Raw genomic sequence first — 18,890 nt, forward strand, 5'->3', positions numbered from 1 at the left:
TCATATGACGAACGGTTATCGTTGAAGGAGAACTGGATGGAACAAGCGACAACGGTGAAAGTATCTTTGAAAAATCCGTCCGAGGGCCAGGCGCTTTTCGGGCCGCAGGATAAGTTTCTGCACTTGATTGAACGGGAAGTGCAGGCGTCCATTTTTACGCGCGAAGCGGAGATCGTCATTCAAGGCGCGAGCGCCGAAACCGCGCGTCTCGAGCATTTATTTGCGGTACTGCTCGAGTTGATCCGAAACCAGTACGTGCTGACCGAGCGCGACGTGATTTATGCTTTGGATTTGTCCAAAGAGATGAAGGCCGATCAGCTGCTGGATCTGTTCAAGGGCGAAATCGCCGTTACGCACAAAGGCAAGCCGATTCGTGTGAAGACGATCGGGCAAAAGCAGTATGTAAACGAAATCAAGAAGAAGGATATCGTCTTCGGGATCGGACCTGCGGGGACGGGCAAAACCTACATCGCCGTCGTTCTCGCCGTAGCCGCGCTGAAAGAGGGCAAAGTGAAGCGGATCGTGCTGACGCGCCCTGCCGTCGAGGCGGGAGAAAGTCTCGGTTTTCTGCCGGGCGACCTTCAGGAAAAAGTTGACCCTTATTTGCGCCCGTTGTATGATGCTCTTAACGACGTGCTGGGTCCCGAGCAGGTGCTGAAGTCGCTGGAGCGCGGATTGATCGAAATCGCGCCGCTCGCCTACATGCGGGGGAGAACGCTTGACGATTCTTTTATTATATTGGACGAGGCGCAGAATACGACTCCGGAACAGATGAAAATGTTTCTGACGAGGCTCGGCTTCGGGTCGAAGATGGTCATTACCGGCGACGTCACCCAGATCGACCTGCCGCGCGGCAAGTCTTCGGGTCTTGTGGAAGCGAAACGGATCCTGGGCCGGATCGAAGAGCTCGGATTTATTACCTTCGCCGAACAGGATGTCGTTCGTCACTCGCTCGTGCAAAAAATCATCGTAGCCTATAATGAAGACAAAGAAGGCTGAGAAAGGGCTGACCTTTCATCATGAGCAATCGCGTTTCCATTCGGGGCAAATACCAATATCGGCTTGCCGGCTGGAGATATAGCGCCATCGTGCGCTTTCTTCTGTTTTTGGCGCTAGCCGTCTTTTTTTACTTTGCGCTTTTGCACCGTGTTGTCCCGCAAACCTACGATATCACGCTGAACGCCGTCGCCGAGAAAGACATTCTGGCGCCGCGCGCCATATTGAATGAAGTAGCCACGGAGAAGGCCAAGGAAGAGGCGGCTGCGAAAGTGCAGCCTGTTTACAAAATCGTTTCGTTGAAAAACGAGATGGCGCTTGAAGCCGTCTTCGAGAAGCTGCAGCAAATTAATGCCGACGCGGACGTGTCCACAGCCGATAAAGTGAACATTTACAAAACGGTCATTCCGCAGCTTATTCAAGACCACCTGTACCGTCAGCTGAAGCAGTTTCAGGACAGCGGGCAGTACAGTCCCGAATTGCTGGCCGAGATGCGCCAGGATTTCGACGAGCAGCAGTACCGGATTCCAGAGGAAGCGTTTTATAAAATTCCGCGGCTGAGCAAGGATGATTTACTCCAAATGCAGCCGGTCGCCAAAGAAATCGTATCACGGCTGATGACGGATCAGCTGCTGGAGGCGCAGCCGGGCCGGGCGAAAGTGGCGGAGCTGGTTAACGCCTCGACCTTGTCGAAGAACAACGCGAGGGAGATTGTGCAGGAGCTGGTGCGGGCGGCGCTGACGCCGAACAAGTTCTACGATCAGAAAGGTACGGAAGAAGCGAAAGGCCACGCCCGGGACAATGTGAAGCCAATTTTTATCAACAAGAACGAGGTGCTCGTGGCCAAGGGTGATAAAATTACCGAAGACGTCTATCAGCGGCTGGCTGCGCTGGAGCTGTTGAAAGACGATCGCTCGTATTGGCCTCATCTCGGTCTGTTTATTTTCGTTTCCTTATGCGGACTTGCGCTGTATATGTACGTCCGGCAAAGCGCGCTGCCGATCAAGTATAACAACGTGCAGCTGTTAATGCTCGTGCTCATTTTATTTTTGACGGTTACGTTTATGAAAGTGTTCTCGATGATGCAGAACCTCGACTACCCGATGATCGGGTATTTGGCACCGACAGCCATGGGAGCGATGCTGATCACGATTTTGTTAAACCCGCAGCTGGCGTTTATCGCAACCGTGCTGTTCAGCGTGATGGCGAGCATCATTTTCAACTCCGACCACGTGCAAACGTTCGACTTCCGCTACGGCTTGCTGACATTCTCCACGTCGTTCGCCGCGATTTTCTCGATTCAGCGGGCGAGCCAGCGCTCGTCGATTCTCAAGGCGGGCATGATGGTTTCGGTGTTCGCGGTGGCGCTTGTTGCCGCCTTGCTGTTGTTCGAGGAGCAGGAGTCCAAACGCGCCGCCATCTTCGCGGCCTCGTTCGCCCTTGGCAGCGGGCTGCTGACCGCCGTATTCGTCATCGGCTTGCTCCCGTTCTTCGAAGTGGCGTTCGGCATTCTGTCGCCGTTGAAGCTCGTCGAGCTGTCCAATCCGAACCATCCGCTGCTGCGCAAGCTGCTGACGGAGACCCCGGGGACGTATCATCACAGCGTGATGGTCGGCAATTTGTCGGAGGCCGCCGCGGAAGCGATCGGCGCGGACGGCTTGCTGTGCCGGGTCGGATCGTACTATCACGATATCGGCAAGACGAAAAGACCGAGCTATTTTATCGAGAATCAAACGAATATCGAAAATCCGCATGACAAAATCGATCCGGCGCTCAGCAAGTCCATTATCGTGGCTCATGCCCGCGACGGGTCCGAAATGTTGAAGGATGTTAATATTCCCAAGCCGATTCGCGATATCGCCGAGCAGCATCACGGCACGACGCTGCTTCAGTTTTTTTACCACAAAGCGAAGAAACTAGCCGAAGAGCGGGGCGAAGAACCGCCGGAGGAGAAGGACTACCGCTACCCGGGACCGAATGCGCAGACGAAGGAAGCGGCGATTGTCGGCATCGCCGACTGCGTCGAGGCGGCTGTCCGCTCGCTGCGGAATCCGACCGTGGAGCAAATCGATTCGATGGTTCGCAAGATTATCAAGAGCCGATTGGACGACGGTCAATTCAATGAATGCGATTTGACGATTAAAGAGCTCGATCAAATTGCGAGAACGTTGAACGAGACGCTGCTCGGTATTTTTCACTCCAGAATCGAATATCCGGCCGACGTTCAAGTGACGCGGGCAGATCCAAAAGCTCGTAAAGACAAAGACAAGGCTGCGGACGAGAATAAAGCGGACGAGAATAAAAAAGAGGTGGACCCATGAGTTTGAGATTATCGTTTAGCAATGAGCAAGACCATATCGAGATTAGCCCGGAGCTGGTCCGGAAGCTGGAAGAGCTGCTGCGGCTGGCCGGGAAGGCCGAGCAGGTATCGGACGGCGAAGTGACGTTAACGTTCGTCGACGATGCGGCGATTCAAGCGCTGAATAAACAGTACCGCGGACTGGATAAGCCGACGGACGTTCTCTCCTTCTCGATGCTCGAGATGGGCGAGGATGAGATTGAGATCGTGTACGGCGACGAGGAGTACGACGAAGAGGAATTCGAATTCATCGGCAACGGTGCGGATTCGGACGCCGATGAAGACGATGCTTCGGACGAAGGGGACGACGAGGAAGAAGGCTTCGAGGAGCCGATCGGAGACGTCATTATTTCCGTACAAAAGGCTGTGGCGCAAGCCGAAGAGTACGGCCATTCCGTCGATCGGGAGCTAGGGTTCCTGTTCGTGCACGGCTTCCTCCATTTGCTCGGGTACGACCATCAGGACGAAGGGGCAGAGAAGCAAATGTTTGCGAAGCAGGAAGCGATCTTGCAGCAGGCGGGCTTGACCCGGTGAGACAGCCGGTCAAATGGCAGCGCAGCTTCCGGTACGCGTACGAAGGCGTCAAATATGCGCTCTCCACCCAGCGCAACATGAAATTTCATTTCACGCTAGCGTTTCTGGCCTTGGTGCTTGCCTTGCTTTTCGGTCTTTCCAAAACGGACGTCTTGTTCATTCTGCTTGCGGTGACGCTCGTTATCGTGACGGAACTCATCAATACCGCCATTGAGAAGTCGGTCGATCTGGCGATGCCGGACATCCATCCGCTCGCCAAAATCGCCAAAGACGTAGCTGCAGCCGCGGTATTGGTGACTGCGGCTTTTGCCGTTGTTACGGGCATGGTCGTGTTCTACGATCCGATCGACCGGCTGCTGCGGACCGGTCGCGCCATGGAAGGCCATGCGCTGACCGCAGGCGCGGTATGGATTTTGCTATCATTGGTTATTCTGACGGTAATCGTCATTCAGACGCGGTTCACGGAGAAGGGCACCTGGGTGAAGCCGAGCTTGCTCAGCGCGGTAGCCTTCGCCGTTGCGACGCTGATTGCATACCGCATCGAGGATACGCTCGCATCGCTGCTAGGTTTTTTTCTCGCTATCGTGCTCTCGCTCGTGTTATATGATAAACGGCGGAGATCTTTCGCCTCGCAGCTGCTGGGAGCCTTGATAGGCAGCCTCATCACGTTGCTTTGCTTTTATTTATACACGATTTTCTAATCAAAGAAGGATGTGACCGCATGCAACGCTCGGAATTGATCGAATGGGCCAAGCAAGTGCGGGAGCGGGCTTACGTGCCGTACTCCCGCTTTAAAGTAGGCAGCGCATTGCTCGATTCATCAGGCCGCGTTCATCTCGGCTGCAACGTGGAGAATGCGGCGTACGGGCCGACCAACTGCGCCGAACGAACGGCGCTGCATCGCGCGATCGCGGACGGGGAAGCGCCGCGTACGTTTCAGGCCATTGCGGTCGTCGGCGATACGCCGCATCCGGTTTCTCCTTGCGGCGTTTGCCGTCAAGTGCTCGTGGAGCTATGCGCTCCGGATATGCCGGTGTATTTGGCGAATTTGCGCGGAGACGTCACGGAGACGACCGTATCGGCGCTGCTGCCCGGGGCATTCACATCTCAAGATCTGGACGGAGGAACAGACAACTGATGTCAAACTCTTCAAAGAACGACACCAAGAAAGCGCCTTTTAAATCCGGCTTCGTGGCCATTATAGGCCGGCCGAACGTGGGCAAATCAACGTTGATGAATCAAGTGATCGGCCAAAAAATCGCGATCATGTCGGATAAGCCGCAAACGACGCGCAACAAAATTCATGGCGTATATACGACCGATGAAGCGCAAATCGTCTTTCTCGATACGCCGGGTATACATAAACCGACATCGAAACTCGGCGATTATATGATGAAATCCGCTCAAAGCGCACTCAGCGAAGTGGAGGCCGTGCTGTTTCTGATCGACGTTGTCGAAGGGCTCGGCGGCGGCGACCGGTTCATTATCGAGCAGCTACGTAACGTCAAGACGCCGGTCATCCTGGTCATGAACAAAATCGACCAGGTGCATCCCGAGCAGCTGCTGCCGGTAATTACAACGTACAAGGAGCTGTACCCGTTCGCTGAAATCGTGCCGATCTCGGCGAAGAACGGCAACAACGTGAACACGCTTCTCGAGCAGGTGATCAAATATTTGCCGGAAGGACCTCAGTATTATCCGGCGGATCAAGTGACGGATCACCCGGAGCAATTCGTTTGCGCGGAGCTGATCCGGGAGAAATTATTGCATCTGACGCGCGAAGAAATTCCGCATTCCATCGCGGTGTCCATTGAAGATATGCGAGTGCAGGAGAACGGTCTCGTCCGCATTTCGGCCGTCATCTATGTGGAACGGGATTCGCAAAAGGGCATCATCATCGGCAAGAGCGGCGCATTGTTGAAGGAAGTCGGCAAACAGGCGCGCGCCGATATCGAGGCGCTGCTCGGCTCCAAGACGTTCCTCGAGCTGTGGGTGAAGGTGAAGAAAGACTGGAGAAACCACGACCGCGTGCTGAAGGATCTCGGTTTTAGGCACGAATAAGACGGAATTTGTTTCAGTAGTACAAAGGCAGGGTAATGGAGAGCATACATGCCAGTATTTGTTCAGCATACTTCGATGCGATTCGTATCATCCTATTCCTATAAACAGGTATTGTAGTCATGTCACACTGGGGAGGATGTACCATGAGAGATTTTTCGTGGAAGTATTTTTCGATGACTGGAGATGTGGATGCCTACCTGCTTTATAAAGAGATGAATGTCCAAGACGGAGAGGAACCGGAACCGGAGGAAGAAGCGGGGCTGGAAGCCTCCGACTGGCTTCAGTAAGTAATACGCGCGAGGCTTAGGAGCAGGGAGAGACTGCCGATGCAGTATAGGCTGCAGGGAATCGTCATTCGCAGCATGGATTATGGGGAAGGCAATAAAATTATTACGCTGTTTACTCGGGAACAAGGAAAAATGAGTATTGTCGCCCGAGGCGCCAAAAAAGTAAAAAGCCGATTCGGCTCGACCGTCCAGCTTTTTACGCTGGGCGATTTTTCATTTTTCAAATCGGGTCAGCTCGGAACGCTGAATCACGCCGAGATCGTGGAGGCGTTCCACAAGTTGCGCGAAGATTTGCATCTGGCGGCTAACGCGTCGTACCTGGCGGAGCTGACTGACCGGATGCTGGGCGATCAGGAAGGACAACCTTACTTATTCGAGCAATTGAAAGGGAGCTTTCATGCGCTGCTTGAAGGCAAGGATATGCAGATTGTCGTCCACTTATACGAAATGAAAATGATGATGCACGCCGGTTATATGCCTGAGCTGGAACAGTGCGTCATCTGCGGCAGTAAAGGGGAAGCGGTTTCGTTCAGCGTCGGGCTCGGCGGCATCTTATGCGAGACTTGCCGGCTGCGCGATCCGCAGGCGATTGCTTTAACGCCCGGAGCATTGAAGCTGCTGCGGATCTTTGTTCAAACCGACGTCAGGAGGCTCGGGCAGATTGACGTGAAGCCGCAGACGAAAGCGTTGTTGAAACAAATATTGCGCGCTTACTTCGACACGCACGCAGGCTTGCGCTTGAAATCGCGTGATTTTTTAGATCAAATGGATCGCTATGAAATATAGATGAAAAAATTGACATAATTTTCGTGCAATGTTATTATAATATGATGCATCCATGGAATTCTCGTTACAGAGTCTGCTTACTAGGCTTTGGTTAGCGAGATTTTTTGTTTGTCCCATCATGAAACATTACCGTGTATAGGCTCGTAGTAAGAGTAGGTCATGCCAGAACTTTACCAAGGGGGACGAGGCCGAGATGGTAACCATGCTTAAGCCGGTCATATTCGTTGCTTCCGATTCGGCCGGAGATACGGGGGAAGCGGTCGTACGCGCGGCCGCCGTTCAATTCGATCCGTTGCAAGTAGAAATAAGACGGGTGCCTTTCCTGCAGGAAATAACGGATATCGATCGAATGATCCGAACCGTGGTGGAACGCAACGGGGCGATCGTCTTTACGCTCGTTATTCCCGAGCTGCGGGATTACTTGATCGAGGAAGCTGAACGCGCCGGCATCGTATACATCGATGTGCTCGGACCGGTCATTCGCACACTGGAGCATACGCTTAAACAGGAAGCAAGGCATTTGCCGGGAATGATCCACAAGCTGGACGAAGATTACTTCAAGAAGGTGGAAGCGATCGAGTTTGCCGTCAAATACGACGACGGCCGCGATTTCAGCGGCGTGCTGCAGGCCGACATCGTGCTGGTCGGCGTGTCGCGGACTTCCAAGACACCGCTGTCCATGTATTTGGCCCACAAAAAATTCAAGGTCGCGAATGTGCCGCTGGTACCGGAAATTGCACCGCCCGATCAATTGTTCACCGTATCCTCCAAGAAGATTGTAGGCTTGCGGATCGACCCCGAGAAGCTGAACGTGATTCGCACCGAGCGGTTGAAGACGTTAGGGCTGCCCGGCAACGCCACTTACGCGAACACCGCGCGCATTCATAAAGAGCTGGAGTTTGCTGACGCGGTCATGAAACGAATCGGATGCGCGGTCATCGACGTGTCCAACAAAGCCGTCGAAGAGACGGCCAGCATCATCATCGATATATTCCGTTCCAGGTAGTCTGTTTCTTTTGGATATAAGCAGGATTTTTTGTAATTTCATCGTATATAATATTACGGTAGTGCGATTGTAAAAACATTCACATATCTGAATTAATCCCCGTGGTGGTCTCTCATGACGTATAAAATAATAGTGGATGCGGACGCTTGCCCGGTCAAAGCCGAAATCCGCAACGCCGCTTCACGGTTTGACGTTCAAGTGGTCATGGTCGCCTCGTTCGATCACCGGCTGCAGCCGGAAGACGGCGTCGAAATCGTTCAAGTGGATCGTTCCGATCAATCGGTCGATCTTTATATCGTGAATCGAATTCAGGCAGGAGACGTTCTCGTTACCCAGGACTTCGGTCTTGCGGCTCTTGCGCTCGGGAAGAAGGCGTTCGCCCTATCCAACCGGGGGCAGCTGTTCAACGATCGTACGATGGATTTTTTGCTGGAACGCCGTCACGAGCAAGCCAAGCTGCGGCGCGGAGGGAAGCATACGAAAGGGCCCAGAGCGTTTACGAATCAGGATCGTGATGAATTTCTACAATCTTTGACAAAACTTTTATCCCGTTTGCAGGAGAATCGCCTAAAGTAGCGAATAGTATTACGTGTTAATTGGATTGAAGGTGGATAGGATGAGTAACGGACGCATTCCCGATCATGTCATCGACGCCGTCCTGAAGGCTCACGATATTGTCGAAGTCGTCGGCAAGTACGTGCATTTGACGAAACAAGGGCATTATCTGAAAGGCCTGTGTCCTTTTCACTCCGAGAAGACGCCGTCGTTCACCGTTACGCCGGAGAAGCAAATTTACCATTGCTACGGCTGCGGCGCAGGCGGGCAAGTGATTCGTTTCGTCGCCGAAATCGAAGGTTTATCCTTCGGTCAAGCGGTTAGGAAATTAGCGGAGGAAGCGAATCTGCAGGTCGGCCTTGGGGCGTCTCATACCGGGGCGGAAACGAAAGAGAGCAAGGAGCGGGCTAAGCTTCTCGAAGCGTACGAGCTGGCCGACAAGCTGTACCAGTACATTCTCCACAATACGGAGCAGGGAAAAGCGGCTAAACAGTATTTGATGGGACGAGGGATTACAGGTAAGCTGATGGAGACATTCGGCATCGGCTACGCGCCATCCAGATGGGATACGCTCGTTAATCTGCTGGACAAGAAGCAATTTCCGCTGCCGCTCATGGAACAAGGCGGTTTGATTTCGGCGAAACAGGATGGCACCGGTTACGTCGACAAATTTCGAGATCGCGTGATGTTCCCGATCCGCGATTGGAAAGGGCAGACGATCGCATTCGGCGGAAGGTTGATGGGAGACGGACAGCCCAAATATTTAAACAGCCCGGAATCGATGCTGTTCCATAAGAGCCGTACCTTGTACAACTTGCACGCATCGAGACCCCAAATACGCAAAATGCAGGAGATTGTCCTGTTCGAAGGGTACATGGACGTCATTCGTTCCTGGGATGCGGGAGTCACGAACGGAGTCGCCACGATGGGAACGGCTCTGACGCCGGAACACGCCGAAGCGATTCGCAGGCTTGCGGAACGGGTAACGGTTGCATACGACGGCGATAATGCCGGACAATCGGCCGCCTACAAGAGCATTCCGCTCTTAGAGAACGCCGGGTGCCAGGTGAAGATCGCGGTAATCCCGGGGGGCATGGATCCGGACGAATATATTGCCAATCACGGTTCTGAACGATTCGTACGCGAGGTTATCGAGACCGCCGTACCGTCGATCAAATATAAACTTCTTTATTTTCGCAAAAACTATAGGATGCAGGAGGATGGGGAGAGGCTACGATATATACAGCAGGCGCTCCGATTGATTGCGGGGCTCACATCACCGATTGAGAGGGAGCACTACGTGAAGGATTTAACTTCCGAGTTCCGGTATTCCTATGACTCCGCGATGCAGACGCTTAATGAGATCAGGCTGCAGACGGAAAAAAACAGCCGATCCGGGGATAATAAACCCAATCCGTGGAATAATGGTATGAATGACGGAAAGCCTCGTGAACAGACCCCTTCAATGATCCCTGCCTATCAATTTGCAGAGCGACAATTGCTTGCCGTAATGATGCTGGACCGGGACGTTTCCCAGTATGTCGAGCGTCGTTTGGGGGACGAGTTCAATATGGAGGCTCATGCGGCCATCGCCGCCTACTTGTACGCCTACTATGCGCAAGGATACGAACCGAATGCAAGCATGTTCATCGGGATGCTCCAGGATGACAAGCTCGAGAGCTTGGCAAGCTCTTTGACCTTAATAGATAATCGCAACGGTGTGAACGAAGCCGTGATTGACGATTACATTCGCGAAATTAAGAAGTATCCGCTTCTGCAGCAATTGGAGCGTAAGAGAGAAGAAATTAAACAAGCGGAACGAATGGGAGATATTCCAAGAGCTCTGCAGCTGGGCAGTGAAATTATATCCTTGGAAAAGCAATTGAAATCATCCTGATGCTTAAGCGCGCTTTGGGGAGTTCCAAGGAGGAGGGAGTTGGATTATGGCGAACGATCAACGCACGGAAATAGAGACAGAGTTGACGTTGGAGCAAGTGAAAGAACAACTGATCGAACAGGGCAAGAAGCGCTCGGTTATTACGTACAAAGAGATAATGGAAAAGCTGGCGCCTTTCGATCAAGATCCGGAGCAGATCGATGAATTTTTCGAACAGCTCCAAGAAATGGGCATCGACGTCGGCAACGAGTCGGATGAAGACCATGACATGAATCCGCATGATAATGAGCACGACGATTTCCACTTTGACGACGATCTATCTTTGCCTCCGGGCATTAAGATCAACGATCCGGTGCGGATGTACTTGAAGGAAATCGGCCGTGTTCCTCTGCTTTCCGCAGAAGATGAAGTCGATTTGGCGAAACGGATCGAGCTTGGCGACGAAGAAGCGAAGCGCCGTCTGGCCGAAGCCAATTTGCGTCTCGTTGTCAGCATTGCCAAACGATATGTCGGACGCGGCATGCTGTTCCTTGATTTAATCCAGGAAGGCAATATGGGCTTGATTAAAGCCGTTGAGAAGTTCGACCATACGAAGGGATACAAATTCAGTACGTATGCGACATGGTGGATTCGCCAGGCGATTACGCGAGCGATTGCGGACCAAGCGCGGACGATTCGGATACCGGTACATATGGTAGAGACCATCAACAAGCTGATCCGGGTATCCCGACAACTGCTGCAAGAGCTCGGGCGCGAACCCACACCGGAAGAAATCGCCAAAGAGATGGATCTCAGTACCGATAAAGTGCGCGAAATTATGAAAATCGCTCAAGAGCCGGTTTCATTGGAAACGCCGATCGGTGAGGAAGACGATTCACATTTGGGGGATTTCATCGAGGACCAGGAGGCGCTGGCACCTGCGGATGCCGCCGCTTACGAACTGCTGAAGGAACAGCTTGAGGACGTGCTCGACACGTTGACGGAACGGGAAGAAAACGTTCTTCGCTTGCGCTTCGGACTGGATGACGGCCGCACAAGAACGCTGGAGGAAGTCGGTAAAGTATTCGGCGTTACGCGCGAGCGGATTCGCCAAATCGAAGCCAAGGCGCTCCGTAAGCTTCGGCACCCAAGCCGCAGCAAGCGGCTGAAGGATTTCTTGGAATAAATGAAACGGTCATGCGTTCGGATCTATGTTGGACCTTCTGCGAGTGCCTCGCAGCAAGGTCTAATTTTTTATGTCCCCGCCGCCGATAATGAAATAGGAAAGAAGTATGCCGGGCCTTGGGGGAGAAGGACGCTAATGGACGAAAAAAAGAAAATGCTCATTCGCGAAATCGAACACTGGCGGCGCAGCCGACTGTTACCGGAGCAGTATTGCGATTTTTTACTTAACATTTATTTGGATAGCGATGCAGCGAAGCCCGATACCGGGAGCGGATTTTTGGGGCTTTCGTCATCGCAAATAAGAAACAGCAATTGGAAAATATGGATGCTCAATTTAATCATAGCGGCCGCTTTATCCTTTTCTGCTCTTAATTTTAACGCTTTTGAATTACCAATGCAAATGGGGGTCGCATTGGCCGTTTTGACCGCCTGTTATGTGTGGGGAGGGCTCAAGCGGGCCAAGGAACCGATGGCGGCGCAAATACTGCTGGGCATGGCTTCGCTGTTCCTGCTGTTTATCGGGGTTTATATGATGAAGCTTCACGGCATCGAGGAGCCGGTGCTCGTCGTCGGATATGTGTTTATCACCAGTCTAATATGGATGATCACCGGGCTATTGGCACGGCTGGCGCTGTTCCAGTTGTGCGGATGGGTCAGTCTCGTTTTTTGTTACGGTTGGCTGCTTCATCATCAGCTTGATGCGATCAACTGGTTTACGCTGGAAATTAGCTGGGTGCCGCTTGGGATCTTGTTTTGCTGGCTGTCCTGGTTGATCCACGAGAGAAGCCGTCAAATCGGGCTCGTCTTCTTCTTGCTGGGCCTCATCGTTTGGTACATGCCGGAATTGTATGGTATGCTTTATGCCGAGAAGTACGGCGAACAAGCGCTGCAATGGCTGCTGCTAAGCAAAATGTGTATGCAAGCTGCGATCTTGTTCGTTTGGCGAAAAAAATGGACCGTCTGGGTCATGGGGTAATGTGAATGATAAAGTTGTCGAAACGATTGGAATGGATTGCGAGGGAAGTACCGGAGGGCAGCCGGTTAGCGGATATCGGGTCCGATCACGCGCTGCTCCCTTCTTATTTGGCGGCAAACGGGGTCATCGTGAGCGGGGTGGCCGGCGAGGTGAACGAAGGGCCGTATGAGGCGGCATCCAAGCAAGTCCGTTCAGCGGGCTTGAAGCACGTCATCGACGTTCGGCTTGGCGACGGGCTGGCGGTGATCGAACCGGGCGAAGTGGACGTCATTACGATCGCGGGAATGGGCGGAGCCTTGATCGTGTCTATTCTAGAACCGGGGAAGTCGAAGCTCAAGGGGGTGAAACGGCTCGTATTGCAGCCGAATGTCGGCGAACCTGCGGTTCGGGAGTGGCTGCTTGCGAACGGCTGGGTGCTGATCGGAGAACGTATTCTGGAAGAGGACGGCAAAATCTACGAAATCTTAACTGCTGTGTCCGCCGCTGAATCCGGGCTTGAGCCGGAGCAGATGTACGCTCCTCTCGTATGCGCGGACGGAAGGGAAGTTCAGCGTGAGCTTCTCCTTCTCATGGGGCCCTACTTGACGCGGGAAGCGTCCGACGTCTGGAGAACGAAGTGGACTTGGGAACTTGAGAAAATGGATAAGATATGCGCGCAGCTTCGGTTGTCGCAGACCGAGGCCGCCCGCGCGAAAGAAGCCGAATACCGGAAGGAAATGAACCGGATCAGGGAGGTGTTGGCCGCATGTACGCCAAAGGTCAAGCCGTCATTCAACTAATGGAAGAGTTAGCGCCGAAATCGTATGCGGTGGAGAATGACAAAATCGGTCTGCAGCTCGGAACGCTGCAGAAGGAAATCCGCAATGTGCTCATTGCGCTGGACGTCACGGATGAAGTCGTCGAAGAAGCGCTGCGCGTCGACGCCAATTTGATCATTGCGCATCATGCGATTATTTTTCGCCCGCTGCCGCATCTGCAAACCGATACGCCGGCCGGGCGCTTGTACGAGAAGCTGATTAAACACGATATCGCCGTCTACATTTCCCATACCAATTTGGATGTGGCGGACGGCGGCATTAACGATATGATGGCTGAGGCGATCGGGCTGAAGGTTACCGAGCCGCTTGATGAAGTGCACACCGACAAGCTGAAGAAGCTGGTTGTCTTCGTGCCGGTCGACCACGCGGACAAGGTGCGCGCCGCGATGTTCGATGCAGGGGCGGGCGCTATCGGCAAGTACAGCCACTGCAGCTTCAACATCGAAGGCGTCGGAACGTTCAAGCCGGGCGAAGGAACGGATCCTTACATCGGACGGCAGGGGCAGCTGGAGCAAGCGCAAGAAATCCGCATTGAAACGATCGTGCCGCAGAGCGCCGAACGGCGTGTCGTGCAGGCCATGCTGAAGGCGCATCCGTACGAAGAGGTAGCTTACGATTTATATGCGCTTGACTTGAAGACGCGTACGTTCGGGCTGGGCCGGGCCGGGAAGCTGGAGGCTCCGGTCACCTTAGCTGAGCTGTGCGAGCGCGTCAAACAGGCATATGAAGTGCCGATGGTGCGCATGGTTGGCGACCCGCAGCGCGTCATCCGTAAGGCGGCTGTGCTCGGAGGCTCGGGCGGCAGGTATGTGCGCAATGCGATCTTCGCAGGAGCCGATGTGCTGATCACCGGCGATATCGATTATCATACGGCGCACGATGCGCTCGCCGCAGGCATCGCCTTGATCGACCCCGGACATAACGTGGAGAAGATTATGAAGCAAGGCGTCGCCGATTATTTGCAGCGCAAGCTGGACGACCGCAAATGGAAGACGCGCGCCATTGCTTCGCAGACCGACACGGAGCCTTTCCGATTTGTGTAAGCCCGACCTCATTTAGGCGTATTGCCTTTTGCGGCGAATGGGGTTATACTAGCAAATGCATCTGTTGCAAAAGAAAGTTTGACAGACAATCGCTGGCGGCCTTGCGCCGCGAGAGGAAAGTCCGGGCTCCATAGGGCAGGATGCTGGATAACGTCCAGTCAGCGCGAGCTGAAGGCTAGTGCCACAGAAACGGACCGCCGATGGCCGCCGCTCACGGCAGCGGCACAGGCAAGGGTGGAACCGTGGTGTAAGAGACCACGAGGAGCCATGGTGACATGGTTCCTGGTAAACCCCATCTGGAGCAAGACCTAGAGGAACGCTAGTCTCTTTAAGGGACAGCCTTAGCCCGAGGCGCGTTCGGGTTGGTCGCTTGAGCCAGGCAGCAATGTTTGGCCTAGATAGATGATTGTCGCTTCAATGGTGGCAGGGTGGCCCCCGTTACGACCACTGGAAGCACAGAACCCGGCTTACGGCAAACTTTCTTTCAGCCACATACAGCAAACGGATGGTTTTAGATGTGCAAAGAAACCGCCTCATGAGGCGGTTTCTTTGCTTTGCGCACATGCGCTGTGCTGGTGCCGGTTCAACTGCCGAACAGACGCTGCAGCCACCCGGGCCAGTTCGGAAGCGTGGTGTTATTCGGAGCTGTCGGCTCTTCCTGCCGGACGGACTTCGGTTGGGCGGCTTTCAGGGCGGCGGCCACGTCGATTAAGCCGTAGCCGAAATATTTATCTTTGCCGGCCTGGCCCAGATCCGTCGCGGTGTCGCGCATGAGCTGCATCACTTCCGTATTTTTCAGCTTCGGATTGACCGAACGAATCAGCGCGGCGAGCGCTGTTACGTGCGGGCTTGCCATCGACGTCCCCGACAATGCCGCGTACTGGTTGTTCAGGTACGTGCTGGCGATGCTGACGCCCGGCGCCGTAACGTCGATGTAATCGCCGTAGTTGGAGAACGACGCCTTCGACTTCTGGGAGTCGGCCGCCGCGACCGCGAACACTTCCTCATAAGCGGCGGGATAACCCGGCCGATCCGTGTTATCGTTGCCGCTCGCGGCAATCAGCACGACATCGCGGTCGTACGCATATCGAATCGCGTCATGGAGAAATTCGGCATCGGCATAATTGCCGAGACTCATATTGATGACTTTGGCGCCATGGTCGGTGGCCCAAATGATGCCTTGCGCAACGGCATAGGTGCTGCCGGCTCCGCTCGAGTCAAGTACTTTAACCGGCATGATCCGGTTGTACCAGCTCATGCCGGCTACGCCCAGATTGTTGTTGACCAAGGCTCCGATGACCCCGGCGACATGGGTGCCGTGCCCGACATCGTCCTGCGGATCGGCGTCCTTATTTACGACGTTCAAACCGCTAACAAGCTGGTTCTTCAAGTCCGGGTGCTTCAAATCGACTCCGGTGTCGATGACGGCAACGGTGACTTGATCGGAGCCTTTGGAAATGTTCCAGCCGGCCTCGGTTTCGATTTGCGGCAAATTCCATTGATACCGGCGATATAAAGCATCATTCGGCGTGATGCTGTTAGCTGTCGGCGTGGGAACGGCCGACTCGTTGGTTAAATAAAGGAAGTGAGGCTCGCTGTACGAAACATTCCATTTGCGGAAGTAATTCATAAGCGCCTTAGCTTCCATGCGGTCGGACTCGAACACATAGGTGTAACCGAGCTTCTGCACGGTGCTACCGCCGATTTCTTTGCGAATTTGGGAAAGCTCGGCTTCGGTCGGTTCTTTGTTGAACCGGACGACAACTTGATTTTGATGATAATGGCTCGTGCCTTGATTTCCTTCCGGATGATGGACATGAACATCCTGTAAGGTATCAGAATCGACCGATTCGATTTTGTAGCGTCCTTCGCTCGGATAGGTGACAATCCGCAAGTTTTTAAGCTGATGATCGGCCACCTGCTTCAGAATGTGCTGCTCTACGACGCCGATAATACCGCTTGTACCGTCATCCGCCGGCTCGCCTAAGACGAAGTACTGGCTGCCTTCCGCTTCGAAGGCCGGCGATTGATACGAGCGTCCTGCGTCTACTTGGACTTTCGCTTCCGTCATATAGGTATCCGCAGCCCGGCGCACCGGATCTTTCAAAGTACCGGCAGCTTTGCCCTGCGACAAGGACTCGTTGCGCTTGGTTCGAACAAGAAGCTGCATATGAGGATGATCCTTTTGCAAGTCGGACAGTAAAGCCGGAATGCGGTTTTCGTCATTGCGGCTCATCTCGCCGGCCACACGGCGCAGCTCATAGCTGCATTGATTGCGGCACAGCTCTTCGGTCTGCTTAAGGTCTTGATTCAATGTTGTTTGCTTCATCTGAAGCTCGGCTTGGGGCGACAAGGCTTCGGGTCGTGGCGTTTGATCGCCGCGGGGGAACAGGATCAGCGCGCCTGCAACTACGAGCAACACGGGGAACGCGTATTTCCACATCGGTGACAGCCTCCTGTATTCGTCATAGGAGTAGACTTCCCGACGTTCGTAGGAATCATCATAAGCAAAGTTAACCAGCCGGATGAATGAATTTCTCCTATTACTTTTACTCTGGTTTTATGGTACGATTGATTGGAAATCTGCTTGTATGAATAAAATTTATTGTTGCGTCAAAGTTGAGGAGGCTACCGGAATTATGTCAGTAGAACATGTGAAAAACCTTTGTGAAACGACGAGAGCAAAATTGAGCGAAGCCATCGCCAAAATGGAGCAGTTTTTAAACGGGAGCTCGCTCACGAAATTAAACACCGAGAACGACAGCGCGATGGAAGAGTTTTATAAAGGATATCTTTCCGATACCCGGCACTTGCTCGTATTTTCGGAGGTGGCTTACGAGAAGCTGGGGGTTGCGCTGCGCCGACCGAACTTCAACGTGGAATATTCGGAGAAAGTACTTTATGAAGTGTATCATTCATCCGTAAACAGCTTCTTTTATCCTAAAAATGAATGTTATTCCGAAGACGGTCGTTACGCCTACACAGGCCAGGATGCTATTCGTTTCCGCAAAAAGCCGGTGCGTGAAGTCCGCGACTTGACGATTGAGCTCTCCAAAATTTTCGAGACGCTTCGCGAAGATCTGTCGTACTATGAAACCGACTATATTACGCAAAAAAGGATGCAGGGCGAAAAGGTATAACGTATAATCGCTACTGCTTTTCCATATAATGACAAGTAGAGGTGCTTTCCAGCATCTCTTTTTATTTAGCTTGATACAAGCGTAAAGGAAGTGTCGCCCGGATGACCGCTAGGCTGACGGCGGAACAATTGGCGGAAGCCAGCACCCGCTTAATAACATGGAATCAGCACGAACGGGGAGGGTACGTAGCATCCCCTTTATTTTCCCATTACACGTTCAGTTGGCTGCGCGACGGCAGCTTTATCGCTTACGGCATGGATGTTGCGGGGCAGCATGACAGCTCCCGCCTGTTCTATGAGTGGGTAAGCCGAATTATCGAATCGAAAAAGCCGCATATTGACGATTTGCTAGGCAAGAAGGAGCGGGGCGAGTTTATTCCGCAGGAGCAGTTTTTACATACGCGCTACTATGCCGACGGCCGCGACGACGAACAATCGGATTGGGGTCACTTTCAACTGGACGGTTACGGCGCCTGGTTGTGGGGACTGAGCGAACATTTGAAGGCGACGGGGCAGCCGCAAATCCCGGATGCGTATCGCCCGGCTGTCGATGCGACGGTCGCTTATTTGGTCGCGTTCTGGCAGCTGCCGAATTTCGACTGTTGGGAAGAATATGCGGAATTTATCCACCCCTCCACGCTTGCCTGTTTGTACGGCGGGCTGAAAGCGATCGCGCGACTGGACCGGCGGAATGAGCTGGAAACGGTTTGCGCGAGCATTCGTGAGTTCCTGCTGCAGCATGCGGTCCACCCGGACGGACATTTCGTGAAAAATATCGCGCCCGTCAAAGCCGACGACACGGTAACGTATAAAATCAATTACGAAGGCGTCGATGCGAGCTTGCTGTGGCTGTTTGAGCCGTTTCACATGTTCGAAGCGGATCATCCGGCGATGGAGGCGACGCTCAATCGAATCGATGCCGAGCTGCGCACGGCACAAGGCGGGCTTCGCCGTTATGCCAGCGACACGTATTACGGCGGCGGCGAGTGGCTCCTCCTGACCGCCTGGTACGGATGGGCCGCTCTTTCGCGCGGCCGACGCGAGACAGCCGAAGCGGCGCTGCATTGGATCGTGTCCAAGGCCGACGCCAGCGGCCGGCTGCCGGAGCAGGTTCCGGATGCGCTTCCGTCACGCGAAGGGTATGAGCATTGGGTCAGCAAATGGGGCCCTCCGGCGAGGCCATTATTATGGTCGCACGGCATGTATTTGGTGCTGTACCATCGACTCTACCCCGACTCTATCCGGTAAATGAACCCAGTTTGGCAAGAA

General features: G+C 53.6%; 18 protein-coding genes and 1 other RNA gene. 18 read left to right on the forward strand and 1 reads right to left on the reverse strand.

Annotated elements, in window-relative coordinates; translation table 11 throughout:
* The first annotated feature begins 36 nt into the window (after window positions 1-36).
* The 16 genes from JMF85_RS13540 to rnpB all read left to right on the forward strand — a co-directional run bounded on the left by JMF85_RS13540 (window position 37) and on the right by rnpB (window position 14,967).
* A complete protein-coding gene (locus JMF85_RS13540) occupies window positions 37-999 on the forward strand; it encodes a PhoH family protein (protein WP_127608493.1) in 963 nt (320 codons plus the stop codon).
* Window positions 1,000-1,019: 20 nt separating this feature from the next.
* The gene (locus tag JMF85_RS13545; protein WP_127608494.1) at window positions 1,020-3,317 is read left to right on the forward strand and encodes an HD family phosphohydrolase; all 2,298 of its coding nucleotides are present in this window, start codon (window positions 1,020-1,022) and stop codon (window positions 3,315-3,317) included.
* Complete coding sequence (ybeY, locus tag JMF85_RS13550; RefSeq protein ID WP_054797345.1) at window positions 3,314-3,889, forward strand: rRNA maturation RNase YbeY; 576 nt, start codon at window positions 3,314-3,316, stop codon at window positions 3,887-3,889. Before JMF85_RS13545 ends, ybeY begins: the two co-directional genes overlap by 4 nt.
* Window positions 3,886-4,590, forward strand: coding sequence for a diacylglycerol kinase (locus JMF85_RS13555; protein ID WP_127608495.1), 705 nt, complete (start codon window positions 3,886-3,888; stop codon window positions 4,588-4,590). The genes ybeY and JMF85_RS13555 overlap by 4 nt, the downstream gene beginning before the upstream one ends.
* Before the next feature lie 20 nt (window positions 4,591-4,610).
* Window positions 4,611-5,027 carry a cytidine deaminase gene (locus JMF85_RS13560; RefSeq protein WP_054797346.1) on the forward strand — a complete coding sequence of 139 codons (417 nt, stop codon included), beginning with the start codon at window positions 4,611-4,613 and terminating at the stop codon, window positions 5,025-5,027.
* Window positions 5,027-5,950, forward strand: a complete 924-nt coding sequence (gene era / locus JMF85_RS13565) for a GTPase Era (protein ID WP_127608496.1) — start codon at window positions 5,027-5,029, stop codon at window positions 5,948-5,950. Before JMF85_RS13560 ends, era begins: the two co-directional genes overlap by 1 nt.
* A gap of 143 nt (window positions 5,951-6,093) precedes the next feature.
* Complete coding sequence (locus JMF85_RS13570) at window positions 6,094-6,237, forward strand: YqzL family protein (RefSeq protein WP_127608497.1); 144 nt, start codon at window positions 6,094-6,096, stop codon at window positions 6,235-6,237.
* Between the two features lie 39 nt (window positions 6,238-6,276).
* Window positions 6,277-7,023, forward strand: coding sequence for a DNA repair protein RecO (gene recO / locus JMF85_RS13575; protein WP_127608498.1), 747 nt, complete (start codon window positions 6,277-6,279; stop codon window positions 7,021-7,023).
* A 193-nt stretch (window positions 7,024-7,216) separates the two neighbouring features.
* Complete coding sequence (locus JMF85_RS13580; RefSeq protein ID WP_127608499.1) at window positions 7,217-8,029, forward strand: pyruvate, water dikinase regulatory protein; 813 nt, start codon at window positions 7,217-7,219, stop codon at window positions 8,027-8,029.
* A 114-nt stretch (window positions 8,030-8,143) separates the two neighbouring features.
* The gene (locus JMF85_RS13585; protein WP_127608500.1) at window positions 8,144-8,605 is read left to right on the forward strand and encodes a YaiI/YqxD family protein; all 462 of its coding nucleotides are present in this window, start codon (window positions 8,144-8,146) and stop codon (window positions 8,603-8,605) included.
* Window positions 8,606-8,645: 40 nt separating this feature from the next.
* Window positions 8,646-10,481, forward strand: coding sequence for a DNA primase (dnaG, locus tag JMF85_RS13590; RefSeq protein WP_127608501.1), 1,836 nt, complete (start codon window positions 8,646-8,648; stop codon window positions 10,479-10,481).
* A 46-nt stretch (window positions 10,482-10,527) separates the two neighbouring features.
* Entirely contained in the window at window positions 10,528-11,646 is a 1,119-nt protein-coding gene (gene rpoD, locus JMF85_RS13595; RefSeq protein WP_054797348.1) for an RNA polymerase sigma factor RpoD, read from the forward strand.
* Window positions 11,647-11,781: 135 nt separating this feature from the next.
* Complete coding sequence (locus JMF85_RS13600) at window positions 11,782-12,621, forward strand: hypothetical protein (protein ID WP_201318383.1); 840 nt, start codon at window positions 11,782-11,784, stop codon at window positions 12,619-12,621.
* Between the two features lie 5 nt (window positions 12,622-12,626).
* Window positions 12,627-13,400: a tRNA (adenine(22)-N(1))-methyltransferase gene (locus tag JMF85_RS13605; protein WP_201318384.1), complete on the forward strand. Its 774-nt coding sequence runs from the start codon at window positions 12,627-12,629 to the stop codon at window positions 13,398-13,400.
* Window positions 13,367-14,482, forward strand: a complete 1,116-nt coding sequence (locus JMF85_RS13610) for a Nif3-like dinuclear metal center hexameric protein (RefSeq protein ID WP_141333778.1) — start codon at window positions 13,367-13,369, stop codon at window positions 14,480-14,482. Before JMF85_RS13605 ends, JMF85_RS13610 begins: the two co-directional genes overlap by 34 nt.
* A gap of 73 nt (window positions 14,483-14,555) precedes the next feature.
* Window positions 14,556-14,967: RNase P RNA component class A (gene rnpB / locus JMF85_RS13615), an RNA gene on the forward strand.
* 98 nt (window positions 14,968-15,065) lie between these two features.
* Here rnpB and JMF85_RS13620 read toward each other — a convergent pair.
* The gene (locus JMF85_RS13620) at window positions 15,066-16,925 is read right to left on the reverse strand and encodes a S8 family peptidase (RefSeq protein ID WP_127608505.1); all 1,860 of its coding nucleotides are present in this window, start codon (window positions 16,923-16,925) and stop codon (window positions 15,066-15,068) included.
* A gap of 196 nt (window positions 16,926-17,121) precedes the next feature.
* On the opposite strand from JMF85_RS13620, the gene JMF85_RS13625 reads away from it, so the two are divergent.
* Both JMF85_RS13625 and JMF85_RS13630 read left to right on the forward strand, forming a co-directional pair.
* Window positions 17,122-17,622, forward strand: coding sequence for a YpuI family protein (locus tag JMF85_RS13625; protein WP_127608506.1), 501 nt, complete (start codon window positions 17,122-17,124; stop codon window positions 17,620-17,622).
* A gap of 101 nt (window positions 17,623-17,723) precedes the next feature.
* Window positions 17,724-18,869, forward strand: coding sequence for a glycoside hydrolase family 15 protein (locus tag JMF85_RS13630; protein WP_201318385.1), 1,146 nt, complete (start codon window positions 17,724-17,726; stop codon window positions 18,867-18,869).
* Window positions 18,870-18,890: the final 21 nt, after the last annotated feature.

Source organism: Paenibacillus sp. EPM92 (assembly GCF_016586185.1).
GTDB lineage: Bacteria > Bacillota > Bacilli > Paenibacillales > NBRC-103111 > Paenibacillus_G > Paenibacillus_G validus.